We start from the raw sequence: 23,064 nt of genomic DNA, 5'->3' as shown, positions 1-23,064 counted from the left end.
CAGCCACCGCATCAAGAAATGCGCCTGGAATGACGACTATCTCATCAATGCCATCACTCATATGCGATAGCCCTGCCCACGAGGGGGAGATTGGCAGCTTCAGCCTTACTACACTTTTTGCACATGGCACATCTGTGAAACCGGCGATGACAGCCGATCTCCTCCCTCGTGGGGGAGATGTCCGGCAGGACAGAGGCGGGCGCGAAGGAATGCCAACCGTCGCAGCTATAGACGCCCTGACTACCCCGCCGCGATCAGCACCGTGCTCTCCGGTGACCACCGCAGCACCACATCCTGCCCCTCCGCCAGCATGTCAGCGCTTCTTCCTGGTCGTGGGTGACGAAGATGGTGGTGATGCCGATCTCGCGCTGCATGCGCTTCAATTCGATCTGCATGGAAGCGCAACGCCTTGTCGAGCGCGCCGAGCGGCTCGTCGAGAGCACGCGCAGCTATGTGAACTCTGTCAGCGATCGGCGCGGACGGACGCTTCACCGCAAGTGGCCCAGCATCACCCTGCGGCGAGCCAGCACTTCGAGGCAATCGCTTTGATGAAAAAGCCCGCTCCGGGGACACCGGGCGGGCCTTGCAGGAGGATGAAAGGGTGGGACCTTCTCCTCTTGTTTCCACGGGGGTGTGGACCGCAATCACCCTATGCGAGTCCCGCGGAATGCCGGATCACAAGCCGGCTTGCTTGCATCACAATCCGGTGCCCGGCGACGTGAGCGTGGCCACGCGATTCCGATTGCCGCCGTGATCGAACTGCTAAATGCGTCCCAGAACGACAAGGATGATGACGATGAGCAACACAAGTCCGAGACCGCCACCACCATAATAACCGGTTCCGTAGAACGGGCCACCGCCGAGACCGCTGAAGCCGCCGAGCAGCGCGAGGATTAGAATAATGATCAGTATCGTTCCTAGACCCATGGCCTTCCCTGCTCCTGAATGCGCGCTTTCGCGCTGTTTCAACATCGCGCCATTTCGGATGTTGCAAGGTATGAACGTTTTAGGAGGGCTGGCGTTCCGCCGGACCATTGCAGCTGCGGAACATTCCGCCCCGAAACGCAGAAAAGCCCGCCTGGACGGCGGGCTCGGACTGCTGACAACCCTGGCTTTTGCCGGGAGTCTTTGATTCACTGGGCGATGTTGAGGCGGCCCGCCCCTGAACAGCCCAAAAATGGGTTCGCCAACAGTGCCTTGGCGATCTTGCTCTCAGAATAGCCGATAGAACAGCCTGTAGTGCACGCGTTCCATGTAGGCGCGATACTCCGCCACGGTGGCCAACAAGGCCTCCTCGCGCAAGATGCGGTAAAGCTGGAGATAGGTAATTACCGCATAGACCGCGAGATTGTGGAAGGAAAAGGCCGACAGGAGGTAGAGCACATGGCCGGCGAGGTAACCAGCATAGATCGGATGCCGCACCAGCCGATAGGCACCGCCCGTCATCACACCGCGATTGGCGGGCAGGATCGCAAAAGAACGCCCCAGCGAGATCTTACCCCAGATAACGAACAACAGTGCGATGAACTGCAACGGCGCGGCGACATAAAGGGGAATGAGTGCAATGCCTGGTTGGAGGGTGATCAACGCAACGCCAAAACTGGCTGACACCGAAACGATGACCGTCAGCGGATTCCAGTCACGCGTCACCGGACGCCGCGACAGAAGCAGCCAGGTGAAGGTGAGTATCTCGGAAATCGCCACCAGCGCGGCATTGAGCCGGGTCGGATCTTCGATAAGCTGATAGACGCCGCGATAGACGAACAGCCCCGCGCACACCAAGGCGCAGACACGAAAGAAACCTTCGCGCAGGTCGAGCAGAATCTCGCGCTTGCGCGCCGCGGACAAAAACCGGTTATCTGCTGCAGGCGAAAGTGTGTCGCTTTTTAACATGAGCAAGGCAAGCATCCCGATGATCCCTCGGGGCGACCCTCGCACGCAACCATTGCCGGGTCGTTAACCGAGAAGATCAGATCGGCATCAAACCGGATCGAAGGTGAGGGCCGCACCCGGGGTTGTCGGGGCCGCAACCTTGGCGACATCCCGGCGTCCAGCATCGGACGATCCTTTCGCGGTTTCCGCATTGATGCCTATCTGAGGTACACATTGCTGAAATATTTCGCAAAATCGGGACGTTGCGCGACGATCTTGCCATCGGCGTCGTGCAGGATGCCGGCAGCAAGGAGATAGGAGCCGATCGCTTCCATCTTGGCCGGATCCATGATGCCGATGGTGCCGTCTTGCCCGCGCAGATAGTGCCCCTCGATCAGTGTCTTCAGCGAGGCGTGGATCAGCGCCGGATTGCTCAGGGCATCCTTGTTGGCGGCGATCAGCAGCGTGGCGGCTTCCTCTGGATGATCGACCGCGAACTGATAACCTCGCCGCGTTGCCTGGATGAAGGATGACGCCAGGTCGGGATTTGCCTGGAGATAGGCTTCGCTCGAAGAGATAAGCGTCGTGTGCTCGTCGGGGACGCCATAGTCGGCGTAGACGAAGCTGCGCTGCTTGACGCCCTTGAGTTCGGCTTCGACGCCCTCCCAGGTCGACACTTCGAGCGTGAAGTCGACCGAGCCGTTGGCCAGCGCCTCGTAGGCGGAAGTGCCGAGCGTCACCGTCTCGAAATCGCCCTTGCCGCCATCATGCCGGATGATGGTTGAAATCAGTGCGTTCTCCCAGGCACTGCCGAAGCCGCCATAGGTCAGGCCATCCAGATCCTTCGGACTTTTGATCTCGCTGCGCGCCGCATTGAACACCAGCCGGCCTGTCTCGGACTGCACGACGGCATAGACACCCTTCAAGTCGGCCCCAGCGGTCCTCTGGGTGAACAGGCTGATGGTGCCGTTGATGCCGAAATCGGCGACGCGGTTGGCGACAAGCGTACCGGCACCGGTATCGCTATAGGGCAGGATGTCGACCTCGAGGCCCGCCTCGCGATAAAAGCCCTTGTCGCGGGCGACGAACAGCCCGATGTGGTTGGTGTTGACCGTCCAGTCGAGCGCGACGGTAACCTTCCGCGTTGCCGCGAAGGAGCGGCTCGATCCGGTGATCAGCGGTACGCTGCCGGCAAGGGTGAGCAGCAGAGCTTGCCTGCGCGTCAAGTCAGTCATGGTCATGTCCTTTGGATGGCTGGAGGTTGAGCAAAATATCGAGGATTTCGGCCTCGAGTGCCCCGGCCTGCCGTGTGGCGGTGCTGGTCGGATCACGCGGGCGCGGCAGTGGCACCTTGATTTCGCGCACGACATGGGCCGGCCGCGCCGACAGCACATAGATGCGGTCGGACAGGAACACGGCTTCGCGCACATCATGGGTGATCAGCATCGCCGTCCAGCGATGATGCCGCCACATCTGTTCGAGCCAGCGCTGCATGGCCGCCCGGGTCAGTGCATCGAGCGCGCCGAACGGCTCGTCGAGCAGCAACATGTCGCGTTCCTGCACGACAGTGCGCAGCAGCGCCGCGCGCTGGCGCATGCCGCCCGAAAGCTGCGCTGGAAAATGCCGCTCGAAGCCGGCAAGCCCGAACTCGGCAAACAGCGGCGCGACCCGCGTCCGCGCCTCCTTGCGGCTGACGCCTTGCACCTCGAGCCCCAGCGTCGTGTTGTCGAGGATGCGCCGCCACGGCATCAGCGCGTCGCGCTGCGGCATGAAGGCGAAATGCCTGCCGTGATCGTCGAGCGGCGCGCCGTCGAAGAACATCTCACCCTCGCCATGCTCGGCGCCGGTCAAAAGCTGGAACAGCGTCGACTTGCCGGCACCCGAAGGCCCAAGGATCGAGACGAATTCGCCGGCATCCACGCGCAGTGAAATGTCGGCGAGCACTTCGAGCCCGCCAAAGACCTTGCGCATATGCCGCAATTCGAGCCGGCTCATGCTTGCGGGCCTTTTCCGGCGGCTTGCCTGCCAGCGGCTTGTTCCCAGGGCATGGCCAGACGCTGCAGCAGCGCCGTCAGCCCGAACAGGACGAGGGTGACCGCGGCGCTGACGCCGACGGCGGCGAGCACCAGGTCGGGACGGAAATTGTTCTTGGCGTTGAGCATATAGATGCCCAGCCCTTTGGCCGCGCCCGCATATTCGGCGAAGATGGCGCCGACGACGGCGTAGGTGATGGAGATCCTGAGGCCCGCGAAGAAATACGGCAGCGCCGAAGGCAACCGTGCCAGCATGAAGACCCGCCAGCGCCCTGCTCCCATGGCGCGCAGCATCTGGCCAATCTCGACCTCGGTCGCCTCGTAGCCCTGTACGAGGGCCACCAGCATCGGGAAGAAGGTGACCAGCGCCACCAACATGATCTTGGGCGTCAGCCCGAAACCGAACCAAAGCACCACCAATGGCGCGATGGCGACCAGCGGCAAAGTCTGGCTGACGATAAACACGGGAAACAGTGCGCGCCGCAAAGGCTGGAAGAAGTCGACCAGCATCGACAGCGCAAAGGCGGCGCTGAGCGAACAGGCAAAACCGATCAGCGTGGCGCCGATGGTGGGAATGGCATTGTCGAGCAGCGCGTCACGATTGAGCATCGCCTGTTCGAAGACGCGCGAGGGCGCCGGCAGAACCGTCGGCTTGATGCCGGAATGGTTTGCGTAGAGTTCCCAAGCCACGAGCACCAGACCGATCGTTATCACGGCCGGCGCTGCCTGGGCGAAGAAGCCCGCGAGTTGACGCGGGTTGAATGACGATGAAACCACGAGAGGATAACCTTGACGGCGCGCGCGCTTCGGCGCGAGCGGTTCAGACGGCAGTGGGACTGTTGGCCGAAACCGTGACGTCGAGGGTTACGTGGCCGGCGCCTGGCCCGAAGCGGCAGAACGCTTCATCGAGCGCCGAGAAGATCGCGCCGGCATCGCCGCGCAGCTTGGTGCAGAAATTCTTGGAGCGATCGTAGACGCCGGACTGCTTCAGGAAATCGATGCAGCCATAGATCTCGTCCATGTGGTCGTCCGTGCCCATCACATAGAGCGAGAACTGCGCCGCCGCAGGCTGGCCAGTGGCGGGCGCGCCGCGCACTGCGGTGATGGCCGCTTGCTTGCGTGGTCCGAGTGGCCCGGCGGGTCCGCCGAACGTGTTGGAGCGGCAGATTGGATCGTCCGGCTCCCCTGGACAGCCACGCGAAATGGTGGCCGACAGCACGCAATGCTTGCCGCTGCCGGACGCAGCCACGAAAAGGTCGCGCAGCGCCGGGAACAACACCTCGGGGGGCCCGACCAGCAGGGTCGAGATGTCGTCGGTCTCGATCCTGAGCTTGTCGCGGTACGGATCGAGCGCGCCGAGCGCGCCCAGGATGACGCCGACAAAATCGTCGGCCATTGGATATAGGGAAACCTGTGCGCCTGAAAACATCGCCCGCCTCGCTCCGCTGGTATTACCCAGATCAGCTTCTAGGGTCTGTGGGCTTGCCGCCCCCGTCTCAGCCCCGACCGTACGGAGCACCCCTGTGGATGGCGGCGTTAAAGCACCATTCGATCGGTTGGGGAAGCTGTTTTTTCAGCAAGCTGCGCCAAAAGCATTGCGCCAGCGCAGACGCAACCGGGTGCCCCCGGCTCGGAAATTTGTCTGAAACCTTCGCAATGCCGAGGGGTTGTTCACCAGACGCAATCGCAGGAAAAGTGTGAAGCGGTTTCTGGCCGGACTTGCGTCAAAACAAAGAGATAGAGCGGTCAGTTGCTTCCGCGAAGCCCGTGAACCGCTCTGGCGATGAATTCATAGAAATGGAGACAAACCATGCTTATGAAAATCCTCGCGGCTGCGGCCTTCACTATTGCCCTTGCAACATGAATTCCAACGCGGACCAGAATTACCCGAACAATCCGCAGGGCGCGCAGACGGATGCCAATGGCAATGCGACGGCGCCGACCGTTAACGACAGCAACTGCGGGAAATAGTTTTCGCAGCATGGAAATCGCGGACTGACGTTCCGCGATTTCCATGCGCATCGATTCAGTGTCCGCCACGACCGCCCGGCGGCACCCCTCGCGCCGATTCGAACTGTCAACCCGCCGGACGGTGGTTAACAGCCGCTATCGATATGGTCTTGTGGCAACCAGCGGGAGCTTCTGCCCGCCGCCAAAAAAACTTATGAAACTGCCTTTTCGCGAACCGGCAGTTTCCAGCCTGGCCTGATGAAATGGCAGGTGTAGCCGTTGGGATATTTCTCCAGATAATCCTGGTGCTCGGGCTCGGCCTCCCAGAACGCACCGACCGGCGCGAGCTCGGTGACAACCTTGCCGGGCCACAGGCCGGAGGCATCGACATCGGCGATGGTGTCCTCCGCCACACGCTTCTGCTCCTCGCTGGTGTAGTAGATTGCCGAGCGATAGCTCATGCCGACATCGTTGCCCTGGCGGTTGCGCGTCGTCGGATCGTGGATCTGGAAGAAGAATTCCAGAAGCTGGCGGAAGCTGATTTTCGCCGGATCGAAGGTGATCTCGATGGCTTCGGCATGCGTGCCATGATTGCGATAGGTGGCGTTCGGCACGTCGCCGCCGCTGTAGCCGACACGGGTGGCGAGGACGCCCGGGAAGCGCCGGATCAGATCCTGCATGCCCCAGAAGCAGCCACCGGCAAGCACTGCACGTTCGCTCGAAGTCGCCATGTAACGTCTCCTCAAAGGCAATCCCAGGAAAAGTGTAGCCGCTTTCCCCGGGGAATTGCGCGACAACAAATATGGATATCCCCATAAATGGGCGTTGTCGCCCGGTTCGTCCAGTCAGACGAGCGGCCATTCGGTCATACCGGTGGAAGGCGCGCCCCAACGAACCGGCGCATGACACTGCCCGCCTTAGACGCGCGGATGCCGGGTCCGGCTGCTGGCGGCAACCGGCAGATATCGCGTACCAGGCGGAATGGCGGCAAAACTGATCGCTACCGGCGGCGCCTCGCGCGACCAGCTGAAAAGAACCGTCTTGACCGGGATGTTGTCCAACCATGCCCGCAACTGTGGCGGCACGCCATGACCCCGCCAAATCATCAGCATGCCATGGTCGCGCAACCGCTGCCTCGTGATCCAGGGTGCGAACCGCATATCGAGGTCGGTGAAGATCGACGGCTTGTCATAGGCATTGAGGCCCGCCAGCATGGCAAGATTGGTGTCGCCACCGACGATGTCGAGCTGGCCGGGCGCCGCCGCGTGCCAGATTGCCTCGGCCTCGTCCGAGATCGGCTGCGCCGGCCAGCAGACGGCGTCCATGCGCCCGCGCACATTGCAGTCCGTCCAGCGGATTGCCGCATAGCCGCCCGACATGGTGACGATGCAGATGAAGGCGCAGATCGCCAGCTTTCGCATCTCGACGGCGCCGAGCCGGTGACCGAGAAAGGCCAGAGCGACCACACCGGCAAGATTGTACATCGGCGCGCTCCAGGCCTCGCCGGTGCCGGTGAACAGCGAGGCCACCATGACCAGCGCCGCGGGCCCAAGCCCCATCCATATGAGATAGACGAGGGTGCCGCGCTCGACCGGCTCTTGCGGGGCTGGTGAGCGCCGCAAGAGCCCTGATAGCGCCAACACCAGGAGAAAGCCGGAGAACCCAGCGATCTGGACGCCGATATAGTAGAGCCGCGCACGGTGTTCGGTTACCCAAGCGTCGCGGTCGGCGAAATAGGTCAGCGGCAGGAAATCGATGCGGTAGAGTGCGATGGCCAGCGGCGCGGCGATCACGAGAAAAACGGCCAGGCCAAGCCATGGCCAGGGTGTCGCCAGCCGGCTGCGCGCGCGCGGCTCATACAGCAGCCAGAGAGCGCCGAAGGCGAGCAGCAGGCCGGTAGAGAACTTGGCGTAGAGCCCGACGCCGGACACCAGTCCGAGCGCCAGCCACCAGCCTGGCCCGTCGCCGCGGCCGGCGCGCCATAACAGCCAGCAGATCGCGGCCCAGAACGGCATCTGCGCATAGTCGTGATTGAATTGCGGCGTCGGCCAGCCGAAGAAATATATCGATGGCATCAAAAGCACGGCAGCCAGCGCGCGGCGTTGTCCGAGCATGTCGCGGGCCAGCAGATAGACCAGGACGAAGGTGGCCGAAATCGTCAGCTGAGCGAGCAGATATTGCGGCCAGCGGAACGATCCGGTCAGAAGATGGCTGATCTCGAGCAGCCAGCCGGGCAGTTGCGGATGCTTGTAGGTTAAAAGCACCCATTCGCGGCCCCACATGAAGCCTTCCACGACATCACCGGGCGGTGCGGGATTGACGAGTGTTGGCACCACCGTCCAGCACAGGGTCTGCGCCAGGCACAAAAGCGCCAGCAAACCCCAGGGGTGCCGAAGCAGGGCGGACCAGACCGACGCCGAGTCCAGCCCCGCGGCAGGCAGCCCTGCTGGCATCCAACGATCGATGGAGTCGTCAATTCCCGCCATGCGGCGCTTAGATCACATCGCCTGGTTTGCCGAACAGCCCCAACATCAAAGCTTACAAAAAAGTATACTTGCAGGTCATTGCAAGACCAAGATTGAGCGGGATCTACGGTCTCTTACTGCCGTCGCCGGGCAGAACAGCCCGCACACTGATCCCACTTGAACATCCCGGATACTCGATGCGTCACCAGCATGCCGTCATCCACCACCGCGCGCTCGACTTCTGGCTGGCGCGCGCGGCGGTCCTTGTCATCATCTGCCTGCAGCTTCTGGTCATCAACGATCTTTCGTTCGGCCCCCGCTGGCTGGCGCCGGCACTGGAGGCCGCCCTGCTCGTACCCCTGTCCGTAGCCACCGCCTGGACGCAGGTCGCCACCCAGAAAGCGGTCGAGGAGGAGCACTGGTATCTGGTTGGCCGGTTTCGCGTCATGATCCGCAGGACGGCCCTGGTGATGACCGGCCTCGTCAGCGTCATGAATTGCGGCTCGCTGGCGCTTCTGGTGCGTGCCTTGCTGGCCGGCCATGCCGGCTCCAGCGGCCAGACGCTGCTGGTCGACGCGCTCAACGTCTGGGTCACCAACATTATCGTCTTTGCCTTGTGGTTCTGGAGCACCGACCGGGGCGGGCCGCCGACCTGCGGCCTCGTCACACGCGCCCATGCCGATTTTCTGTTTCCGCAAATGACCCTGAGCGACCGCGAGATCCGCGACTGGCTGCCGGGCTTCGTCGACTATTTCTTCCTCGCCTTCACCAATGCGACGGCGTTTTCGCCAACCGACACATTGCCGCTCTCCCAACGCGCCAAGCTGCTGATGATGGCCGAGGCGATGATCTCGCTGCTGACGATCGCGCTTGTCGCGGCCCGCGCGGTCAATATCCTGGCCTAAGGCACGTCCCCCAAGCCTGCCGGGCACCGGGAGAACGGCAGGCATGAAGATGAAGACCTGAGCGCGCGTCGCCTCGATCCATTCAAACGCGCCTTGGGCAGGAGCCACAAACGCAAAAAGCCCGCCTTGGCGCGAGCCAAGGCGGGCTTTGGCTCGACCGAGCCGCGGATTCTCGATGCCAGGCAGAGGCCCGGGTCATTCCTCCCCCGCTGGCCTGAACTTCCGCACGATCACCTCGAACAATATATCCGAGAGCGTGTCCAGTTGGTTGATGGCGACATCGATGTCCTTGGGCAGTACCGAAAGCACGATCTTGAGATACTGGTCCGGCTTGTCGGCTCGCACCTCGGCCAGGACACCGGCGCCATGGATGCGAAAATCAGCGCGCACGGCGGCGAGAAAATCGTCGCCCAGTGACTTCTTGGTGCGTTTCGGGCGGGGCGTCTTCGCGGCTGCCGGGCTGGCGGCGGGCTTGCGCTTTGCCGACCTTGCCTTTGCGCGCGACGGCCCGGTTTCGTCAGTCATGGATCTGCGCCACGGCATTGGTATCACCGGCGGCAGCCTCCGGCAGCGCCTGCTTGGCCCGCCTGGCCGGCTTTTTCGAGCGGGCGGATTTCTTCCTGGCCCGCTTGGCACCCTTCTGCCTTGCCGTGCTGGCCGGTTTTGCCGCGCTTGCAGGTTTTGCAGCATTGGCTCGCGCCTTGAGCCTGGCCATGACAAGACCGACAGCGCGGCTGTCGATGCCTGCTTGCGGAAAACAGAAACCGCCAGCCGCCTCCCGCACCATGCCGATCAGCACGTCGGGCGCAACCGCCTCGACACGGCCGAGGCGCGCGCGAGGCGCCGCGCCCTCGAATTGGCCGATGGCGCTGACGACCTCAAGGCCGTCGTCGCCGGTGATGATGGTGGCGTAACGTGTCATGGGATTTCTCGCATCTCGCGGAGGTAGCGCTCTACGGCGCCCCCCTCTGTCCTGCCGGACATCTCCCCCTCTTGGGGGGAGATTGGCAGGTTGGACGCCTCGCCCAGTCTTGGAGCGCAGGCGGTTGGCGAAGGTCGCGATTGTATCTGATCTCCCCCCAAGAGGGGGAGATGGCCGGCAGGCCAGAGGGGGGCGCTGTCCCGCCAGCATTCAAATTTGCAACCGCAGTAGCGTCCCTAGGCATGGCGGCAGAAACACAAAACCCGCCTTGGCGGCGGGTCGTTGGCGCAAATCAGCACCATGGACAAATTTGTAGCATGGCTGCCCTCACCCGGTCAACGGCTTCTAGGAAAAAATTCACATTTGACCGAGAGAGCATGACGCCAGCCCAGACATTCATCCGGCTTTTCATCAGCCGGCTCCTGTGAAATCATCAGCGGCAGCTCATGGAATGATTCCCGTCGCACGGCCTTGTGGAGAGGACGATGGACAGACCAGCCATGGCATCCGTCTTCAGGATGCGGCACGCTCCGGCCACGGTTTCCGGTGTGCGCAGCACTGGCCAGGGCCAGGCCGATCCGATCATCCGGGTGCACTCGCTTGGCGAAGCGATCCGCTTCGTCGCCGGCGCTTACCCCAACTACGACATCGGCACCGTCGCCATAGACTGCGGCGACCCTTCGATCCCGCGCCTCGGCAGCCTGGAGGTCAGGGCGCTGTGGCGCGAATATGGCGAGCGCCTGACGGAGGAGTAGACGCATGTCGCCAAAAGGCCGCGGCGCTTCTCCACGTCGGATCGGAAATGCCGCTCGCGCGTTTGGAACCCAGCCACTGGAGCAATCGCCATGAACGTCGCCAATCTGCAACTCGAGGGCCTGCTGATGGCCGTCGCCTCGATCAACCACGTCCTGGTCAAAAAGGGGGTGCTCACATCGGAAGAGATCGATATTGCACTGCGCAAGGCCGAGGCCTCGGAAACCGGCGAGGAGCGGTCAGGAGGCATGTCGGCGTCGAGCCGCGACGCCGTCAACTTCCCGATCCGGCTGCTGGAACTTGCCAACCAGTGCCAGCCGGAGGCGGACATGCCGTCCTTTTCGAAGCTGGCCCGCATGGTCGGCCAGATGAAGGAGCCTTATAACGACCAGATGTGAGGGCTCCTCGCGCCCCCCGGCGGGCCCCTAGGCCCTGCCCCGGGCGGGCGTCATGCCCTGCCCCGGGCGGGCCGCTAGGCCCTGCCCGGCCATCCCAGGTTCAGCGCCAGGATTCTTCCCGGTCCATGGACCGCCGCGAAAAGCAGTCCGGCCAGGAACGAAAAATGGTCGACGAAGAAGCCGAATTCGGCCTGGTTGCCGGCCCAGTGGCTGGGTCCGTGGAAGGCCAAGGCCAGGAACAGCACATAGGCGGCGGCGACCAGCGCGGCCTGGGTGAAGAAGGCACCGCTGAGGAAACACAGCACCAGCGCAACCTCCAGGATCGCCGCGCACCATGCGAGGAAGAGCGGGAACGGGAAACCGGCGGCCGCGATATAGCCCGCCGTGGCCTCCATGCCCATGAACTTGAAGGTCACCGCCATCAGGAAGACGGCCGCGAAGATCAGGCGGGCAACGAGAAGGGCCGCGGTCTGCCACGGCGATTGTGTGATTTGCGACGGCATGGTTGTATTCCTCCAGTTTCATCAGCCCCAAGGACGCACCGCCGCGCGCGGATCCGACATCAGCCAGCGATTTTTCTCTCCGACTTCGGTTTGGCGGCTGATGTACGGCACCCCTCGAAGGGGAAGCAAGCAGGCCCAAGGCGCCGATTGCCGGCCGCCGGACACGCGCCAGGCGTTCACGAACAATTAACGATCCTGAAACTTGTCCGTAACCGGCGACATGATATTATTAGCCAGGGCTAATGCATGGCGTGTTCCGTGCAGTAATTTTGGGTGGGTCGAGTTTTGGGCGCAAACGTCAGGTTGGGGACGAAGTCCTATCTGGTCCGGTCGCCGGTCCTGGAGTGCGATGGCTGCGGCGGCACCGGACAGGTTTTCCAGTGCCCGCGTTGGGCGAGTTCAAACGGCCTTTGCTGTCCCGCCGGCACGCATTCCCGCGGCTGCCCCGGCGCCAGCGCGCCCTGCGCCGAATGCGGGGCGCCCGACAGCCACAGCGCCGGCCCCGGCCGCTCCATCGGCCTGAACCGGGGCCGGCGGTAAGTGCCCGGCGGTCACCGCCATCCGCCATGGAACCAGCATGGCCGATCCGTGTTATGTCTGACCGCGACATCTAGACGTCCGCGCGACCATGCGGCTTACAGAAAGTGAGGCCCGCCATGCCCGACGACAAATCGAAGACCAAACAGGACCGCAAGCTGGTCTCGAGCGAGGACACCTATGAGGTCGCCGCCTTTGCGCGCAAATACGGCATTCCACAGAGCGAGGCGCAGACCATCATCAAGCGCTACGGCCCCTCGCGCAAGAAGCTCGACAACCACATGGCGGCGCGAGGATAGAAGAAGGCGCGAGGCGGCAACCATTTCGCCTGCGTCGCGTTGGAGGATGCTGCGGGCCGCGTCAACCGGGCCCGGCGGTACGGTGAACAGGATGTCTTTTTCCCGGTTTCTCATCCTGGCCAACGAAATGGCAGACGAGCATCTGTCCCGCCCGGCCCGCGGTATGGCAAACTGACGAAGCCAGACTGGCGAAAAGGGAGGGGCCGCAACCATGTCCGAGATAACCCGCAGGACCGGCAGCTGCCTGTGCGGCGGCGTGCAGTTCGTCGTCACCGGCCAGCCATCGCGGATCGGCCTTTGCCACTGCAAGGACTGCCGCAAGGCGGGCGGTTCGGTGTATTCGGCCTTTGCCATCTGGCCGCGCGATGCTTTCGAGACATCGGGCCAAGTGGCCAGCTACGGCACACGCAGCTTTTGCCCGACCTGCGGCAGCCGCGTCGCCTGGGTCGACGACAACGAGGCCGAGGTGATGCTCGGCAGCCTCGACGTCGCGCCGACGGACCTGGCACCGCAATATGAATTGTGGACCGGCCGGCGCGAAACCTGGCTGCATGCCCTGCCCGGCGCCGAGCAGTTCGAGCATGACCGGCCGCGGGCGCTGGGCGCGGATCTGCCCGCGCCCAGGCCATTGTCGGACACCGTCGCGCGCGACTGAAAGCAAGATTGAAAATTGATCGTCGGGGCCCGGAACCCTCCCCTGTCGGCCACGTTATCCGCCGCTTCCTCGGTGCATGTCGGCTTCTGCTCACATGCACCATTCATGGAGACGACCGTTGAACGACAAGATGTTTCCCCGACCGATCCGCCTCAAATTCGCCCCTGAGCGGGAGCGCGTGGTGCGCAGCGCCTGGGAAGGGCTGGAATGCCTTGGCGATTGGCCGGCCGGCCAAGGCCGGCGCTACCGGGCGGCACTGCGCAGCTGCCGCGATGCCCTGGATGGCTGGGCGCCGCCGGAAAAGGCGATGCGGGCGATGATCGACGCCGCGCGCGAAGCGCGCATCCTCCAATAGCGGGAATAAAAATGGCGTATTTGATGCTGTCGACACCGCTGCGGGTCAAGCCGCATAGGGCGGACACGATCCGTGACGTGGCCACGCTCCAGGACGCCAGTGAAATCCTGATCGACTGGCCACAAGCCAAGCGCGGGCCTTTCTACCAAGCCGCGCGCGAAAAGATCGAGTCGGCGCTGCAAAACAATGAAGGCGTGGCACAGGCGCAGGAGGCCTTCACCGCGCTGTGCGATCACGCCGGCCTTCTGGTCAGGTAAGTCAAGAAAAGTCCAAAAAAGCAGGCGAACTCGCCTCCATTGTGCCGAACAGTTGCGATCTGCGAGGTCCGCTGCCTCGATGACGATGTCGCCTGACCAGTTCTACTGCTTCGGCGGCTGGGGCGGCACTTCGCCCGGCTTGATTATCGGCGTCTTGCCTTCGTCGGGCGCCGGCGCGGCCATGCCCTGGTCGCCGGTGGGCGGCGGCTTCAGCACGCCGCCGCAATCGTTGAGCTTTTCGCTGAGGTCGCCGCCGCCGGGCTGCTGCTTGCCGCCCTGGTCCGTTTGCGCCCGGCATTTGTCGGTTTGCTGGTTCGGAATCTGTTGATCCGCCTGTGCCGCTGCCGGCACCGCCAGGGCCAGCATCGCGGCGCATGATGCAATGGCGAGAGGTTTCATCTCGGCCTCCTTCGTTGAATGGCCGCCCGCGGCGGCCTTCCCTTCATGGAGACAACGCCCGTCGGCCCAAAAGGTTGGCCCCAAGGGTTGGCGCCAAGGGTTGGAAAAGAGGCTTATTCGCGGAACCGGCCCGTTGGAGCCGGAGCGGCTTTCTTGTCGGCCTCTTTCGCAAGGCCAGCCTTGGGTTCGAGCCGGTGCGGAAGCACCAGCACGATCAGCGTGGCGCCCGGCTTTGCCCGGGACCACTTGTCGCGGCGCAAAGAGCCGGTGCTTGCGCGAAAGGCGCTGCAACCAACCCCGTCCTCCAGTCGTTGCCTGTGCCGGAGGCCAGCTATGTTCGAGCACTTCCAAGCCATGGACGTCGACATCGGGGATGCCGGCATTTTCGTGCGCCGCGCCGGCGCCGGACCGGCGGTGCTTTTGCTGCACGGCTTTCCGCAAACCCATCTGATGTGGCGCGATATTGCGCCGGTGCTTGCCGAGCATTTCACCGTCATATGCGCCGACCTGCGCGGCTATGGCCGCAGCGCCTGCCCGCCGTCGACCGCCGATCATGCGCCCTATGCCAAGCGGGCCATGGCATCGGACATGGTGGCGATGATGGCCAAACTCGGCTTTACCTCCTTCATGGTCGCGGGCCATGACCGCGGCGGGCGTGTCGCCTACCGTCTGGCGCTCGACCATCCCGACCGCGTCGAAAAACTCGCCGTGCTCGACATCGTGCCCACGGCCGACGCCTGGGACAGGGCCGATGCCCGGCTGGCCCTCGGCTACTGGCCGTGGTCCTTGCTGGCGCAGCCCGAACCCTTGCCGGAAAAGATCCTGGCGGGCACCGCCGACGCCATCGTTGACAATGCGCTGGGCGGCTGGGGTTCGCCGCCCGATGTCTTTCCAGCCGGCATCCGCCAGGCCTATGTCGATGCCTTGCGCGAACCCGCCCACATCCACGCGATCTGCGAGGAATACCGGGCGGCGGCAACGCTCGACCGCGACCACGACCGGGCGGACAAAGCCGCCGGCCGGCGCATCGCCTGCCCGTTGCTGGCATTGTGGAGCGGGCAAGGCGCGCTCGCCGAATGGTATGCCGGCGAAGGCGGGCCGCTAGCGCTATGGCGGAACTGGGCCGATGACGTGCGGGGCCGCGCGATGTCAGGCGGACATTTCTTCCCCGAGGAAGCGCCCGGGCAAACGGCTGGCGCGCTGATCGATTTCTTCGGCGCGGCTGGCGCCGGTTAGCCACCCGCCAGGGGCGCCTCGGATCAGCCGGCCGATTCCTCCGACGTATCGTCGTCTTCGGGTCTATCGGGCCGGAGAGGATCGGGCATGCGCGGACACTCCTCGAAACCATGGTCGCGGCCGCCGCAGAAGGAACAGCACATCGCCGGACGGCCCTCGTTTCCGGGCCGCCATTGCGGTGTTTCGTAGGGCTTCCTGCCGTCCATGCCCAGCAATGCGCAACGCCTGATTTGGTTGCGCGGGGGCCCGCGCCGCGCCCGAACGCGCGCGCCGCACAGCCTGTCGCGGAACCAACGGACAGGAAAGGGGTTGTGTGCGACAATGCAAGCGGCCGTTCCAGTGCGAATCCGGACCGGTCGCCAATTTTGTCAAACCAAAGAGAACCGTCATGTCCGCTCGCGTTCTGACCCTGTTGACGGCCATCGGCGCCGTGCTCGCGACGACCGGTCTGGTCGATGCCCGCCCCGACAGCCGCTCCATGGGCTGCGGCGAGATCCGGGCCATGATCCAGAGCCATCGCGCCGTGGTGCTGACCACCGGCCGCAACACCTATGACCGCTATGTCAGGCAGTTCGGCAATGAGTGCGACTGGCCTGAAGTGCCGATGTCGGCCTATGTGCCGTCCCGCGATGGCCACTGCCCGGTCTATCGTTGCGAAGAGCCGGTCAATAATTTCCCGAATTGACCGCAAGCTGCCTGGGCGCCATAACGTCCAGCCTTTCCCGCTTCGTCTAATGGTAGGACAGCGCCCTTTGAAGGCGTGAATCGTGGTTCGAGCCCATGAGCGGGAACCAACAATTTACTTGGCGCCGGGTCGCCACATTTCTTACTGAAACGCAGGACATAAGGCGCCACTTATTGGTAAGCCATGAGAACAACGGTTATGGCCAATCTAACAATTCTACCCGTTTCCATTGCCTCTGACCTAGGAGCCCTCGCCCTGGAAGTCCGGCGCAAAGTGTTCATTGTCGAGCAGAACGTGCCCGAGAGGGTGGAACGGGACGCCTATGACGCGGAGGCCACTCACGTCGTCGCCATCGACGGAGGCGATGTCGTCGGCACGCTGCGGATTGTCTTTCTGACCGAACATGCCAAGTTCGGCCGCGTCGCCGTGCTACGCCAGGCAAGGGGCAATGGCATCGCCATGCGGATGATGCAGGCGGGGATGCAGATAGCGCGGTCACGTGGCGAGAACCGCTTCTACCTCACGTCCCAGGCCGACAAGACCGCGCTTTACGAAAAGCTGGGCTTCGTCGCATGTGGCGACGAGTTCGAGGAAGCCGGCATCCCGCACCGAGCGATGAAGAACTATTGACAGGGGCTGGCAAACCCCGCCGGAGAGCGGTTTGCTGCCGCCCGGCGGTCCTACGCCCTTCGAAGCGCAAGGATGTCTCGTTTCATTCGGATGCTTCGCATCTATTGCAGGAAGCACCCCTCTAAGGAACCAGCCGCGCCAGAACAGCGGTCGATGATGCACCACCGATCGGCTGACCCCTTAGTTCGTTCGGATGCTTTGTGCGAGTTGCCTTAAAGAGCGCATAAACTCTTAGCCGGCGAGACGACGCGGCCCCCCGCTAATCTCGTCGGTTAGGCTCGGCGTCCTCCCAGGCAACTCTCCTTCTTGGATGCCGAGCCGGCATGCGCTTTGCCACGCCGGCGTGCGAGCATTCAAGACTGAGATCGAGGGCTAAAGCTTCCGCAAGCTGCGCGCAGTTCGCCGGACACCCTACGCAACAATGTTCCACGCGGCTCCCGAATTTAGGACGCTATGCTCAAGCTCTACCGGAGCCCGCCCGAGTTATCACGGCCAAAGGCCGATCCACCGGGGGAGGCGATCATCACCATGGGTCGGAAAGCTGACAAGTGGCGGCTGACGCCCGATTAACGGATCGTTGACCGCGCTGTCCTATTCTGAGACAGCGCGGTCAGATCCCACCGGACTGCGCAGGCGGCTTCGGCAACTAGCCCCGCCCGCTTTTGTCGGAGCCGCCACCACACGCTGGAATAAATACCAGTAATGGTTGAATCAACCGTTACTGAAGTTGTTAAAAAGCTCATGGCCAAGTCGTAATTCAGCCGAGGCACGTCTTCCAGTCGCTCTTTAGCACTTGCTAATGATTGTCTAGTCTCTCTCCCGCAACGGAAGCATTCTCTGCTTCGGGGAGTGGAGGGCTTGGGAAGAAGCCATCGTATAGAGGTGCTGATCACCGCGTGCCGGAGCACGCGAGCGTGCGGCGCCGAAGGTCATGCCGCTCCCGATCCTCTCGCATCAATTTGGACACAATCCGGGACAGGTAAAGAACGGCCGTGATCCTTCCGGGCAGGAGGAAGGTGGCTTCAGCCCAGGACCCCGCTCGCGATTGACGGCCAGTTAACGTTACGTTAACTTTAAATTAGCCAACTCTAAAATAGGAGATCCTCATGAAGATCGCCTTCGTTTGCCTGGCGCTTGTCCTCGCCGGGTCGAGTGTCGCTGCGGCGCATGGGAAAAAGGCAACAGTCACTGCTGCCAAGGCATGTGCTTGTCTGTCGATCAAGGCGGCAGTGGCGGCAAAATTGGACTGCACTGCAACGGGAACCGCCACAGCAACCCAGACTGACGCAGCGAATGCCAAGCCGCACCTTGGGTACGAAAACGCTTGGACGATACCCTCGTTCGGCCTTTAACGTTCCCAGCATTTCCTCTACCCAAAGGCCCGGAGACCGAGGCGCTGGGCCGTTGTAAAACGTGAGTGCGCTATCAGACCTCGTGCTTGACTCTGGCAATCGCGGCGCGCTGGGCCCGCATGAAACCTCGCGGCCTGTTGCGCGTTGTCGGCCAACAGGAGAATTCCATGGATCCGGGAACCGTGGCGGTGATGGTGATGCTTTCATGCAGCGCATCGCTCTGCAGGCCCACGGAGTCGCGCCCGGTCGTCTATTCATCGATGGAGGAATGCCAAGCGGCACTTGAAGCCAGACTGGCACCGTGGCCGAACGGCGAAATGGTCGGCCGATGCAAGCAGGTCGACCAGACGGCGACTGGCTCGATTCCTCCGGAAGGCTATGCCGCGGTTCAAGTCACGCGGGGAACCGGCAGCGATGCGGTCACCACCAACTATTTCGTGCCGAGAGCCAGCAACTAGAAGCCCGCCAGCAACGACAAGTCCGGATGTCGAAGCCGCCGGGCCGCGACCAACGTCGCCAGTTGGCGAACGGGGTAGACATCGGCGGGCTCTCGGGTTTGACCCGGCCCTCCTGAAACCATTTCAGGGACCCGGCGTTAACGACCGGCACGGCCAGACAAAGGAGACATTTCCATGACTGTCAACTGCCGCATATCCATCGACAACCGGCCTGACGCCACCAACGCCATCTTCCAGGCTGTGCCGCGGATTGGCGAGAGCGTTTCCCTGCCGGTCGACGGAAGCCCACAGGATCTCAGGGTCTCGCGCGTCGTGCATGTTCCCAACGGCGGACTGGAAGGCGCCGCGATTGTCGTCGAGGTGACGACCAACATCCTCTAGGCATCGTTTCGCCGGGAGATGCCGGAGAGTTCACGCTACAGTGATCGGCGGCAACGAAACCTCGCGCGGCCAAACACGTTCCATACCTGCAACAGGGTCCAGGTTCCAATGCAAACCGCGTGGTTCTCCAAGCCCGTCGTGGTTTCGGTCGGCGTTACCGGAGCCACCCGCAACCTGTCCAACACACAACAGGCCATCGAGTTGCTGACGACACATTGGCGCGATGCCGGCAGCCTGAAGCACCAGTCCGCGCTGCGCGCCTGCCGCCGCGCAACGAGCGGCGACGTGCCGCCCGACGTCGCCAGGGAGGCTTTTGTCGAGGCTGCGCGCGAGGCGCATATCCTGGTCGAGTAGGTCGAGCACGGATTGTGGGCCACGGATTGTGGGCGGCATTCCGGACCGGCGGATTGCCCTAGATGCCGGCACCCGGCGAATCGCCGTCAGCCTCGCTACCGATCGGCGCCACGACGATGGACGCCAAGGGCGCGCTCAGCCGCCATTTGAAATAGCCGGGCGACCGCTCCAGAATGGCGGAACCGCCCAGCGATTGCGGCGCCACCCGCTGCAGCACAACGGTGCCGAACCCCTTGCGCGTGATCTGGTCCCGCCGGTCGCCGGGATGCGGCGTCGACGTCTCCTCCCAGATCAAGTGAAATTCACGCTCGCCCACGGAGCCGGGGTTCTGCGTCCCGGAGTCGATTGTCCAGGTGATCTCCACCCGGCCGCCTTCGCTGCCCAGCGCGCCATATTTGGACGAGTTCGTGCCCAGTTCGTGGAAGGCCATGCCGAGGTTCTGTACCGCGTTCGACTGCAGCGTCAGGACCGGGCCGGAGAGCAGGATCTGCTCCTCGAGACCGAAGGGCTTGAGATGCTCCTGGATCAGGTCGAACAGGCTCGCCCCCGCCCATTCCGAGGTGACGAGCAGATCGTGCGACCGCGACAGCGCCATGATGCGGGCGCGGATCAACTCCTCGAACTCGCCTGGATCGGTCGAGCGCTTGCTGGTCTCCCTGACCATCGACAGGATGACCGCGAACTGGTTCTTGACGCGATGGTTGACCTCCCGCATCAGCAGCCTGATGCGGCGCTCGCTCTCCTTGGCGGCGGAGATATCGCGGGCGATTTGCGAGGCGCCGATGATCTCACCATTGCTGTTCTTGATTGGCGAAATCGTCAGCGAGACGGAAATCGGCACGCCATCCTTGCGCTTGCGCGTCGTCTCAAAGCTCGCCACCCTGCCGCCGCTGCGAATCTTGCTGATGATCTCGATTTCCTCGTTCTTGAGGTGATCGGGGAGGAGCATGAGAATGGATTGGCCGATCGCCTCCTCGGCGGTATAGCCGAACATGCGTTCCGCCGCCTGGTTCCAGCTTTGGATGATGCTGTTCAGGTCCTTGCTGATGATGGCATCGAAAGAGGAATCGACAATTGCCGCGAGCCGGGCATCGGCGGTCGCGAGCCGGGCATCGGCGGTCGCCCCCTGTCTGTCGCTGCCGTCGACGTCGTTCATCGCCACCCGCAATTGCATCTTCCCCCAATCAGATAAGGCGCAAACGGATCAAGGCAATCGCCGGCGCGAGGATGGATAGGCCTTAACGCATTTCACTCCGCCTGTTCCGGCGGCGTCTTGCCATCGCCATTGGGCCTGAGCACGCCGAATTCCTGCGACTTGGCCCCCATCTCGGCCGTCAGGAACCCGTCGGAGGCAAGGCCACGGCGCAGCAATTCGCGCACCGCAGCCGAACGGCTGGGCATGCGCTTGTCGAAACGCCAGTTTTCCAGCGCTGCCAGTTCATCCTGTGTCAACATGACCTGCAATCGTTCCGGGCGTTCCAGTTCCATGTGCGTTTCCCCGCGTAAGATTTGCTGAGTTAGTAACCGTCTCATTCCACTTACAGTTAGGAATTCGCTCATCTTGCGTCAAGCATGGCTAATGCGCGAATGCAGCATTGTACCGATGATGATCATCGAACGCAGGTTGCGCGTTCGTGTAACTCTACTAACTAGCTGATTTTATTTGTCAATTTTTCATTTTTTAACTTGTCAGGCCGCGGTATCGGGCGCATCTTGCCGCCTTGTGGAAACCAACTCGCTTTGGGAGGTTTCGATGCGATACGATTATTCCGCACAGCTGCGTGAAGACGTCTATTCGACCGTCTGCGCAGTGTTCAGGACCGTTGGCATCATCGAACTGACAGCAGTTGCGGATAGGATCAGGCTCAGGAACCTGGCCGAGAATGTCGCCCTCGAGGACATTGAACATCTGGTCATGCAGGCTGCTCAACTGCATGGCGCGCCGATCGAATTCGACACTTTGAGCAACGGATTGGCTCCGTCTGGAAACGGGCATGTCGAGAACGGCGATGAGAGTGCGACAGTCCATCTCGGTCTTCAACGATCAGGCTCGATGCAATAGTCAAAGCCCGAGGCGCGACAGATCCATGTGCCATGGAACGAGTCTAGCCTTCGGAAATTACTGCATCGCCCGATAGAGGAGGATGTAGTGAAGGCCCTGCGCAGTCTGCTTGCCGAACTGTCTTCCAACTGGCTCCAGCGCCGCAAGACGCAAAAACCAGTCGCCGGAAATCCTGTCAAACCCGTTTCCCGCGTTGCCCGCCAGACCGCGAGAACGCGACCGGAACACAAGCCAAAGCCGCCCTCCTCCCGTGACGTCGCTTCAAATATGTGAGCACAGTGCGCTTACCGCCAGACTTGGGCTGAGCGGTCTGCTGGCAACCACACCCAAATCGGAATGAAGCCCGACTATCTTCGAAGCCCTGGACCCAGATGTCCTTTCGCACATTCGCTGCAGCGTGACGCGCGACCAGCCCGCAGCTTGATGGCGAAGCCGGCGCGTACAGCGCCATGCCCGATGCTATCCATCGAGACCGCGCCGAACGCCCTGTGGGAATTGAGCGAGCGCCTTATATAATCCGGGTCATCTCCTTCCTTCCTTCTCGGAGCTCCACCATGACCCTCAACAAACGCAAGCTCGGCAGCCAGGGGCTGCAAGTCTCGGCCATTGGTCTCGGCTGTATGGGCATGAGCCAGTCCTACGGCCCAGCTGACGAGGCCGAATCCGTCGCCACGCTGCACCGCGCCATCGAACTCGGCTGCACGTTCCTCGACACCGCCGAGGTCTATGGCCCGTACACCAACGAGGCCCTGCTCGGCCGGGCGTTGAAGGGCAAGCGCGACAAGGTGACCATCGCCACCAAGTTCGGCTTCCGCATCGAAAACGGTAAACAGGTGGGAGTCGATAGCCGGCCCGGGCATATCCGCGAGGTCGTGGAAGCCTCGCTCGGCCGTCTCGCCACCGATCATATCGACCTGCTCTACCAGCACCGCGTCGACCCTGCGGTGCCGCTGGAGGACGTCGCGGGCGCTGTCGGCGAGCTGGTCGCGCAAGGCAAGGTGCGGTTCTTCGGCCTGTCGGAGGCAGGTGCCGCCAACATCCGCCGGGCGCATGCCGTTCACCCGGTGTCGGCGTTGCAGAGCGAATATTCGCTCTGGGAGCGCAATTTGGAGCCGGAGATCATCCCGCTGCTCGGGCAACTCGGCATTGGCCTGGTGCCGTTCTCGCCACTCGGCCGCGGTTTTCTCACTGGCGAGGTCAAGCGCGCGGAGGACTACGCCGAGGGCGATTACCGCCGCAACGACCCGCGCTACCAGGGCGAAAACTACGACGCCAATGTCGACGCGGCGGCCAAGGTGCGCGACATCGCCACAGCCCGGGGCGTCAAGCCCGGCCAGATCGCGCTGGCCTGGCTGCTGGAGAAGGGCAACGGCTTTGGCGTCGACATCGTGCCCATCCCCGGCACCAAGCGGATCAGATATTTGGAGGAAAACGTCGCCGCCGCATCATTGAAACTCGACGCCGCCGAAATGGCCGCGCTCGACGATGCCCTTGCGCCGGGAAAAATCTCCGGCCCGCGCTACACCGAGCGCGGCATGGCGATGGTCGATCGGTAGGCGCTCAGAGCGCAAACGGGATCATCCTGGCTGTATTTCGATCGGCG

31 protein-coding genes, 1 tRNA gene, 1 pseudogene and 1 riboswitch are annotated in these 23,064 nt (G+C 62.9%); of the genes and pseudogenes, 17 read left to right on the top strand and 16 right to left on the bottom strand.

From position 1 onward, the window contains the following. Positions 1–311: 311 nt before the first annotated feature. From FJ434_RS26135 to FJ434_RS26090, 10 genes and pseudogenes are all read right to left on the bottom strand, one after another. Positions 312–438, bottom strand: a pseudogene (locus FJ434_RS26135) (spermidine/putrescine ABC transporter ATP-binding protein); the annotation flags it as partial. Between the two features lie 324 nt (positions 439–762). Next, positions 763–927 carry a DUF3309 family protein gene (locus FJ434_RS26130; RefSeq protein WP_023768317.1) on the bottom strand — a complete coding sequence of 55 codons (165 nt, stop codon included), beginning with the start codon at positions 925–927 and terminating at the stop codon, positions 763–765. 285 nt (positions 928–1,212) lie between these two features. Beyond that, positions 1,213–1,908: an isoprenylcysteine carboxylmethyltransferase family protein gene (locus tag FJ434_RS26125; protein ID WP_027141506.1), complete on the bottom strand. Its 696-nt coding sequence runs from the start codon at positions 1,906–1,908 to the stop codon at positions 1,213–1,215. Positions 1,909–2,090: 182 nt separating this feature from the next. Beyond that, a complete protein-coding gene (locus FJ434_RS26120; protein WP_140752249.1) occupies positions 2,091–3,107 on the bottom strand; it encodes an ABC transporter substrate-binding protein in 1,017 nt (338 codons plus the stop codon). After that, a complete protein-coding gene (locus FJ434_RS26115) occupies positions 3,100–3,867 on the bottom strand; it encodes an ABC transporter ATP-binding protein (RefSeq protein ID WP_140510683.1) in 768 nt (255 codons plus the stop codon). The genes FJ434_RS26120 and FJ434_RS26115 overlap by 8 nt, the downstream gene beginning before the upstream one ends. Further along, the gene (locus tag FJ434_RS26110; RefSeq protein WP_181166108.1) at positions 3,864–4,682 is read right to left on the bottom strand and encodes an ABC transporter permease; all 819 of its coding nucleotides are present in this window, start codon (positions 4,680–4,682) and stop codon (positions 3,864–3,866) included. The genes FJ434_RS26115 and FJ434_RS26110 overlap by 4 nt, the downstream gene beginning before the upstream one ends. Before the next feature lie 43 nt (positions 4,683–4,725). Then, positions 4,726–5,334, bottom strand: a complete 609-nt coding sequence (locus tag FJ434_RS26105; protein ID WP_140510681.1) for a YkoF family thiamine/hydroxymethylpyrimidine-binding protein — start codon at positions 5,332–5,334, stop codon at positions 4,726–4,728. Beyond that, positions 5,325–5,438: riboswitch (TPP riboswitch) on the bottom strand. (Overlaps the previous gene by 10 nt.) 213 nt (positions 5,439–5,651) lie before the next feature. Then, positions 5,652–5,927 (bottom strand): hypothetical protein, encoded by a 276-nt coding sequence (locus FJ434_RS29925; RefSeq protein ID WP_181166107.1) that lies wholly within the window; start codon positions 5,925–5,927, stop codon positions 5,652–5,654. Positions 5,928–6,067: 140 nt separating this feature from the next. Then, the gene (gene msrA, locus FJ434_RS26095) at positions 6,068–6,586 is read right to left on the bottom strand and encodes a peptide-methionine (S)-S-oxide reductase MsrA (RefSeq protein WP_140713683.1); all 519 of its coding nucleotides are present in this window, start codon (positions 6,584–6,586) and stop codon (positions 6,068–6,070) included. Between the two features lie 186 nt (positions 6,587–6,772). Further along, complete coding sequence (locus FJ434_RS26090) at positions 6,773–8,308, bottom strand: glycosyltransferase family 39 protein (RefSeq protein ID WP_140752245.1); 1,536 nt, start codon at positions 8,306–8,308, stop codon at positions 6,773–6,775. Positions 8,309–8,517: 209 nt separating this feature from the next. On the opposite strand from FJ434_RS26090, the gene FJ434_RS26085 reads away from it, so the two are divergent. After that, a complete protein-coding gene (locus FJ434_RS26085; protein WP_140752243.1) occupies positions 8,518–9,225 on the top strand; it encodes a hypothetical protein in 708 nt (235 codons plus the stop codon). Between the two features lie 195 nt (positions 9,226–9,420). Here FJ434_RS26085 and FJ434_RS26080 read toward each other — a convergent pair whose 3' ends face one another. Together FJ434_RS26080 and FJ434_RS26075 are read right to left on the bottom strand one after the other, a co-directional pair. After that, the gene (locus tag FJ434_RS26080) at positions 9,421–9,750 is read right to left on the bottom strand and encodes a hypothetical protein (protein ID WP_140752241.1); all 330 of its coding nucleotides are present in this window, start codon (positions 9,748–9,750) and stop codon (positions 9,421–9,423) included. Beyond that, positions 9,743–10,147 (bottom strand): hypothetical protein, encoded by a 405-nt coding sequence (locus FJ434_RS26075; protein WP_140752239.1) that lies wholly within the window; start codon positions 10,145–10,147, stop codon positions 9,743–9,745. The genes FJ434_RS26080 and FJ434_RS26075 overlap by 8 nt, the downstream gene beginning before the upstream one ends. 485 nt (positions 10,148–10,632) lie before the next feature. Between FJ434_RS26075 and FJ434_RS26065 the strand changes: the two genes are divergently transcribed. Then, positions 10,633–10,902, top strand: coding sequence for a hypothetical protein (locus tag FJ434_RS26065; RefSeq protein ID WP_140510672.1), 270 nt, complete (start codon positions 10,633–10,635; stop codon positions 10,900–10,902). 90 nt (positions 10,903–10,992) lie between these two features. Continuing rightward, on the top strand, positions 10,993–11,298 hold the full coding sequence (locus tag FJ434_RS26060; RefSeq protein WP_127870393.1) for a hypothetical protein: 306 nt from the start codon (positions 10,993–10,995) through the stop codon (positions 11,296–11,298). Between the two features lie 74 nt (positions 11,299–11,372). Here the strand turns inward: FJ434_RS26060 and FJ434_RS26055 are convergent, their stop codons facing one another. Continuing rightward, on the bottom strand, positions 11,373–11,801 hold the full coding sequence (locus tag FJ434_RS26055) for a DoxX family protein (protein ID WP_140713693.1): 429 nt from the start codon (positions 11,799–11,801) through the stop codon (positions 11,373–11,375). Between the two features lie 656 nt (positions 11,802–12,457). Here FJ434_RS26055 and FJ434_RS26050 point away from each other — a divergent pair. The 4 genes from FJ434_RS26050 to FJ434_RS26035 all read left to right on the top strand — a co-directional run bounded on the left by FJ434_RS26050 (position 12,458) and on the right by FJ434_RS26035 (position 13,904). Continuing rightward, positions 12,458–12,637 carry a DUF3606 domain-containing protein gene (locus tag FJ434_RS26050; RefSeq protein ID WP_013894490.1) on the top strand — a complete coding sequence of 60 codons (180 nt, stop codon included), beginning with the start codon at positions 12,458–12,460 and terminating at the stop codon, positions 12,635–12,637. 211 nt (positions 12,638–12,848) lie between these two features. Beyond that, positions 12,849–13,292: a GFA family protein gene (locus FJ434_RS26045; protein WP_140752237.1), complete on the top strand. Its 444-nt coding sequence runs from the start codon at positions 12,849–12,851 to the stop codon at positions 13,290–13,292. Positions 13,293–13,410: 118 nt separating this feature from the next. Further along, positions 13,411–13,647, top strand: coding sequence for a DUF982 domain-containing protein (locus tag FJ434_RS26040; protein ID WP_140510667.1), 237 nt, complete (start codon positions 13,411–13,413; stop codon positions 13,645–13,647). Between the two features lie 23 nt (positions 13,648–13,670). Further along, complete coding sequence (locus tag FJ434_RS26035; RefSeq protein WP_246678404.1) at positions 13,671–13,904, top strand: DUF982 domain-containing protein; 234 nt, start codon at positions 13,671–13,673, stop codon at positions 13,902–13,904. A gap of 102 nt (positions 13,905–14,006) precedes the next feature. Here FJ434_RS26035 and FJ434_RS26030 read toward each other — a convergent pair whose 3' ends face one another. Beyond that, positions 14,007–14,303 (bottom strand): hypothetical protein, encoded by a 297-nt coding sequence (locus FJ434_RS26030; RefSeq protein WP_140752233.1) that lies wholly within the window; start codon positions 14,301–14,303, stop codon positions 14,007–14,009. A gap of 333 nt (positions 14,304–14,636) precedes the next feature. Here FJ434_RS26030 and FJ434_RS26025 point away from each other — a divergent pair, with 333 nt between their 5' ends. The 8 genes from FJ434_RS26025 to FJ434_RS25990 all read left to right on the top strand — a co-directional run bounded on the left by FJ434_RS26025 (position 14,637) and on the right by FJ434_RS25990 (position 19,399). Further along, positions 14,637–15,539, top strand: a complete 903-nt coding sequence (locus FJ434_RS26025; protein ID WP_140752231.1) for an alpha/beta hydrolase — start codon at positions 14,637–14,639, stop codon at positions 15,537–15,539. A gap of 388 nt (positions 15,540–15,927) precedes the next feature. Next, the gene (locus tag FJ434_RS26020; RefSeq protein WP_140713702.1) at positions 15,928–16,224 is read left to right on the top strand and encodes a hypothetical protein; all 297 of its coding nucleotides are present in this window, start codon (positions 15,928–15,930) and stop codon (positions 16,222–16,224) included. A 35-nt stretch (positions 16,225–16,259) separates the two neighbouring features. After that, a tRNA-Gln gene (locus tag FJ434_RS26015) sits at positions 16,260–16,333 on the top strand. 74 nt (positions 16,334–16,407) lie between these two features. After that, positions 16,408–16,854, top strand: coding sequence for a GNAT family N-acetyltransferase (locus FJ434_RS26010; protein WP_348640986.1), 447 nt, complete (start codon positions 16,408–16,410; stop codon positions 16,852–16,854). A gap of 1,106 nt (positions 16,855–17,960) precedes the next feature. Next, entirely contained in the window at positions 17,961–18,206 is a 246-nt protein-coding gene (locus FJ434_RS26005) for a hypothetical protein (protein ID WP_140752227.1), read from the top strand. A 167-nt stretch (positions 18,207–18,373) separates the two neighbouring features. Then, positions 18,374–18,664 carry a hypothetical protein gene (locus FJ434_RS26000; protein ID WP_140510654.1) on the top strand — a complete coding sequence of 97 codons (291 nt, stop codon included), beginning with the start codon at positions 18,374–18,376 and terminating at the stop codon, positions 18,662–18,664. Positions 18,665–18,838: 174 nt separating this feature from the next. Next, positions 18,839–19,045, top strand: a complete 207-nt coding sequence (locus FJ434_RS25995; RefSeq protein WP_140713710.1) for a hypothetical protein — start codon at positions 18,839–18,841, stop codon at positions 19,043–19,045. A gap of 108 nt (positions 19,046–19,153) precedes the next feature. Then, complete coding sequence (locus FJ434_RS25990; RefSeq protein ID WP_140510650.1) at positions 19,154–19,399, top strand: DUF982 domain-containing protein; 246 nt, start codon at positions 19,154–19,156, stop codon at positions 19,397–19,399. 58 nt (positions 19,400–19,457) lie between these two features. Here the strand turns inward: FJ434_RS25990 and FJ434_RS25985 are convergent, their stop codons facing one another. Both FJ434_RS25985 and FJ434_RS25980 read right to left on the bottom strand, forming a co-directional pair. After that, positions 19,458–20,555, bottom strand: coding sequence for a PAS domain S-box protein (locus FJ434_RS25985; protein ID WP_246678402.1), 1,098 nt, complete (start codon positions 20,553–20,555; stop codon positions 19,458–19,460). 92 nt (positions 20,556–20,647) lie between these two features. Further along, positions 20,648–20,887 carry a hypothetical protein gene (locus tag FJ434_RS25980; RefSeq protein ID WP_140510646.1) on the bottom strand — a complete coding sequence of 80 codons (240 nt, stop codon included), beginning with the start codon at positions 20,885–20,887 and terminating at the stop codon, positions 20,648–20,650. Positions 20,888–21,152: 265 nt separating this feature from the next. Here FJ434_RS25980 and FJ434_RS25975 point away from each other — a divergent pair, with 265 nt between their 5' ends. Then, positions 21,153–21,461 carry a hypothetical protein gene (locus FJ434_RS25975; protein WP_140752223.1) on the top strand — a complete coding sequence of 103 codons (309 nt, stop codon included), beginning with the start codon at positions 21,153–21,155 and terminating at the stop codon, positions 21,459–21,461. A gap of 554 nt (positions 21,462–22,015) precedes the next feature. Beyond that, a complete protein-coding gene (locus FJ434_RS25965; RefSeq protein ID WP_140752221.1) occupies positions 22,016–23,017 on the top strand; it encodes an aldo/keto reductase in 1,002 nt (333 codons plus the stop codon). The last annotated feature ends 47 nt before the right edge of the window (positions 23,018–23,064 follow it).

The organism is Mesorhizobium sp. B2-5-13 (genome assembly GCF_006440535.1).
Lineage (GTDB): Bacteria > Pseudomonadota > Alphaproteobacteria > Rhizobiales > Rhizobiaceae > Mesorhizobium > Mesorhizobium salmacidum.
Note: the sequence above shows the minus strand (reverse complement) of the source record. Positions and strands in the feature narration are given on the sequence as shown.

Excerpts from the sequence above, each read along its gene's own strand:
- FJ434_RS26130 (WP_023768317.1), bottom strand. The coding sequence starts at position 927 with ATGGGTCTAGGAACGATACTGATCATTATTCTAATCCTCGCGCTGCTC.
- FJ434_RS26125 (WP_027141506.1), bottom strand. The coding sequence starts at position 1,908 with ATGCTTGCCTTGCTCATGTTAAAAAGCGACACACTTTCGCCTGCAGCA.
- FJ434_RS26120 (WP_140752249.1), bottom strand. The coding sequence starts at position 3,107 with ATGACTGACTTGACGCGCAGGCAAGCTCTGCTGCTCACCCTTGCCGGC.
- FJ434_RS26115 (WP_140510683.1), bottom strand. The coding sequence starts at position 3,867 with ATGAGCCGGCTCGAATTGCGGCATATGCGCAAGGTCTTTGGCGGGCTC.
- FJ434_RS26105 (WP_140510681.1), bottom strand. The coding sequence starts at position 5,334 with ATGTTTTCAGGCGCACAGGTTTCCCTATATCCAATGGCCGACGATTTT.
- FJ434_RS29925 (WP_181166107.1), bottom strand. The coding sequence starts at position 5,927 with ATGCGCATGGAAATCGCGGAACGTCAGTCCGCGATTTCCATGCTGCGA.
- msrA (WP_140713683.1), bottom strand. The coding sequence starts at position 6,586 with ATGGCGACTTCGAGCGAACGTGCAGTGCTTGCCGGTGGCTGCTTCTGG.
- FJ434_RS26090 (WP_140752245.1), bottom strand. The coding sequence starts at position 8,308 with ATGCCAGCAGGGCTGCCTGCCGCGGGGCTGGACTCGGCGTCGGTCTGG.
- FJ434_RS26085 (WP_140752243.1), top strand. The coding sequence starts at position 8,518 with ATGCGTCACCAGCATGCCGTCATCCACCACCGCGCGCTCGACTTCTGG.
- FJ434_RS26080 (WP_140752241.1), bottom strand. The coding sequence starts at position 9,750 with ATGACTGACGAAACCGGGCCGTCGCGCGCAAAGGCAAGGTCGGCAAAG.
- FJ434_RS26075 (WP_140752239.1), bottom strand. The coding sequence starts at position 10,147 with ATGACACGTTACGCCACCATCATCACCGGCGACGACGGCCTTGAGGTC.
- FJ434_RS26065 (WP_140510672.1), top strand. The coding sequence starts at position 10,633 with ATGGACAGACCAGCCATGGCATCCGTCTTCAGGATGCGGCACGCTCCG.
- FJ434_RS26060 (WP_127870393.1), top strand. The coding sequence starts at position 10,993 with ATGAACGTCGCCAATCTGCAACTCGAGGGCCTGCTGATGGCCGTCGCC.
- FJ434_RS26055 (WP_140713693.1), bottom strand. The coding sequence starts at position 11,801 with ATGCCGTCGCAAATCACACAATCGCCGTGGCAGACCGCGGCCCTTCTC.
- FJ434_RS26050 (WP_013894490.1), top strand. The coding sequence starts at position 12,458 with ATGCCCGACGACAAATCGAAGACCAAACAGGACCGCAAGCTGGTCTCG.
- FJ434_RS26045 (WP_140752237.1), top strand. The coding sequence starts at position 12,849 with ATGTCCGAGATAACCCGCAGGACCGGCAGCTGCCTGTGCGGCGGCGTG.
- FJ434_RS26035 (WP_246678404.1), top strand. The coding sequence starts at position 13,671 with ATGCTGTCGACACCGCTGCGGGTCAAGCCGCATAGGGCGGACACGATC.
- FJ434_RS26030 (WP_140752233.1), bottom strand. The coding sequence starts at position 14,303 with ATGAAACCTCTCGCCATTGCATCATGCGCCGCGATGCTGGCCCTGGCG.
- FJ434_RS26025 (WP_140752231.1), top strand. The coding sequence starts at position 14,637 with ATGTTCGAGCACTTCCAAGCCATGGACGTCGACATCGGGGATGCCGGC.
- FJ434_RS26020 (WP_140713702.1), top strand. The coding sequence starts at position 15,928 with ATGTCCGCTCGCGTTCTGACCCTGTTGACGGCCATCGGCGCCGTGCTC.
- FJ434_RS26010 (WP_348640986.1), top strand. The coding sequence starts at position 16,408 with ATGAGAACAACGGTTATGGCCAATCTAACAATTCTACCCGTTTCCATT.
- FJ434_RS26005 (WP_140752227.1), top strand. The coding sequence starts at position 17,961 with ATGAAGATCGCCTTCGTTTGCCTGGCGCTTGTCCTCGCCGGGTCGAGT.
- FJ434_RS26000 (WP_140510654.1), top strand. The coding sequence starts at position 18,374 with ATGGATCCGGGAACCGTGGCGGTGATGGTGATGCTTTCATGCAGCGCA.
- FJ434_RS25995 (WP_140713710.1), top strand. The coding sequence starts at position 18,839 with ATGACTGTCAACTGCCGCATATCCATCGACAACCGGCCTGACGCCACC.
- FJ434_RS25990 (WP_140510650.1), top strand. The coding sequence starts at position 19,154 with ATGCAAACCGCGTGGTTCTCCAAGCCCGTCGTGGTTTCGGTCGGCGTT.
- FJ434_RS25985 (WP_246678402.1), bottom strand. The coding sequence starts at position 20,555 with ATGAACGACGTCGACGGCAGCGACAGACAGGGGGCGACCGCCGATGCC.
- FJ434_RS25980 (WP_140510646.1), bottom strand. The coding sequence starts at position 20,887 with ATGGAACTGGAACGCCCGGAACGATTGCAGGTCATGTTGACACAGGAT.
- FJ434_RS25975 (WP_140752223.1), top strand. The coding sequence starts at position 21,153 with ATGCGATACGATTATTCCGCACAGCTGCGTGAAGACGTCTATTCGACC.
- FJ434_RS25965 (WP_140752221.1), top strand. The coding sequence starts at position 22,016 with ATGACCCTCAACAAACGCAAGCTCGGCAGCCAGGGGCTGCAAGTCTCG.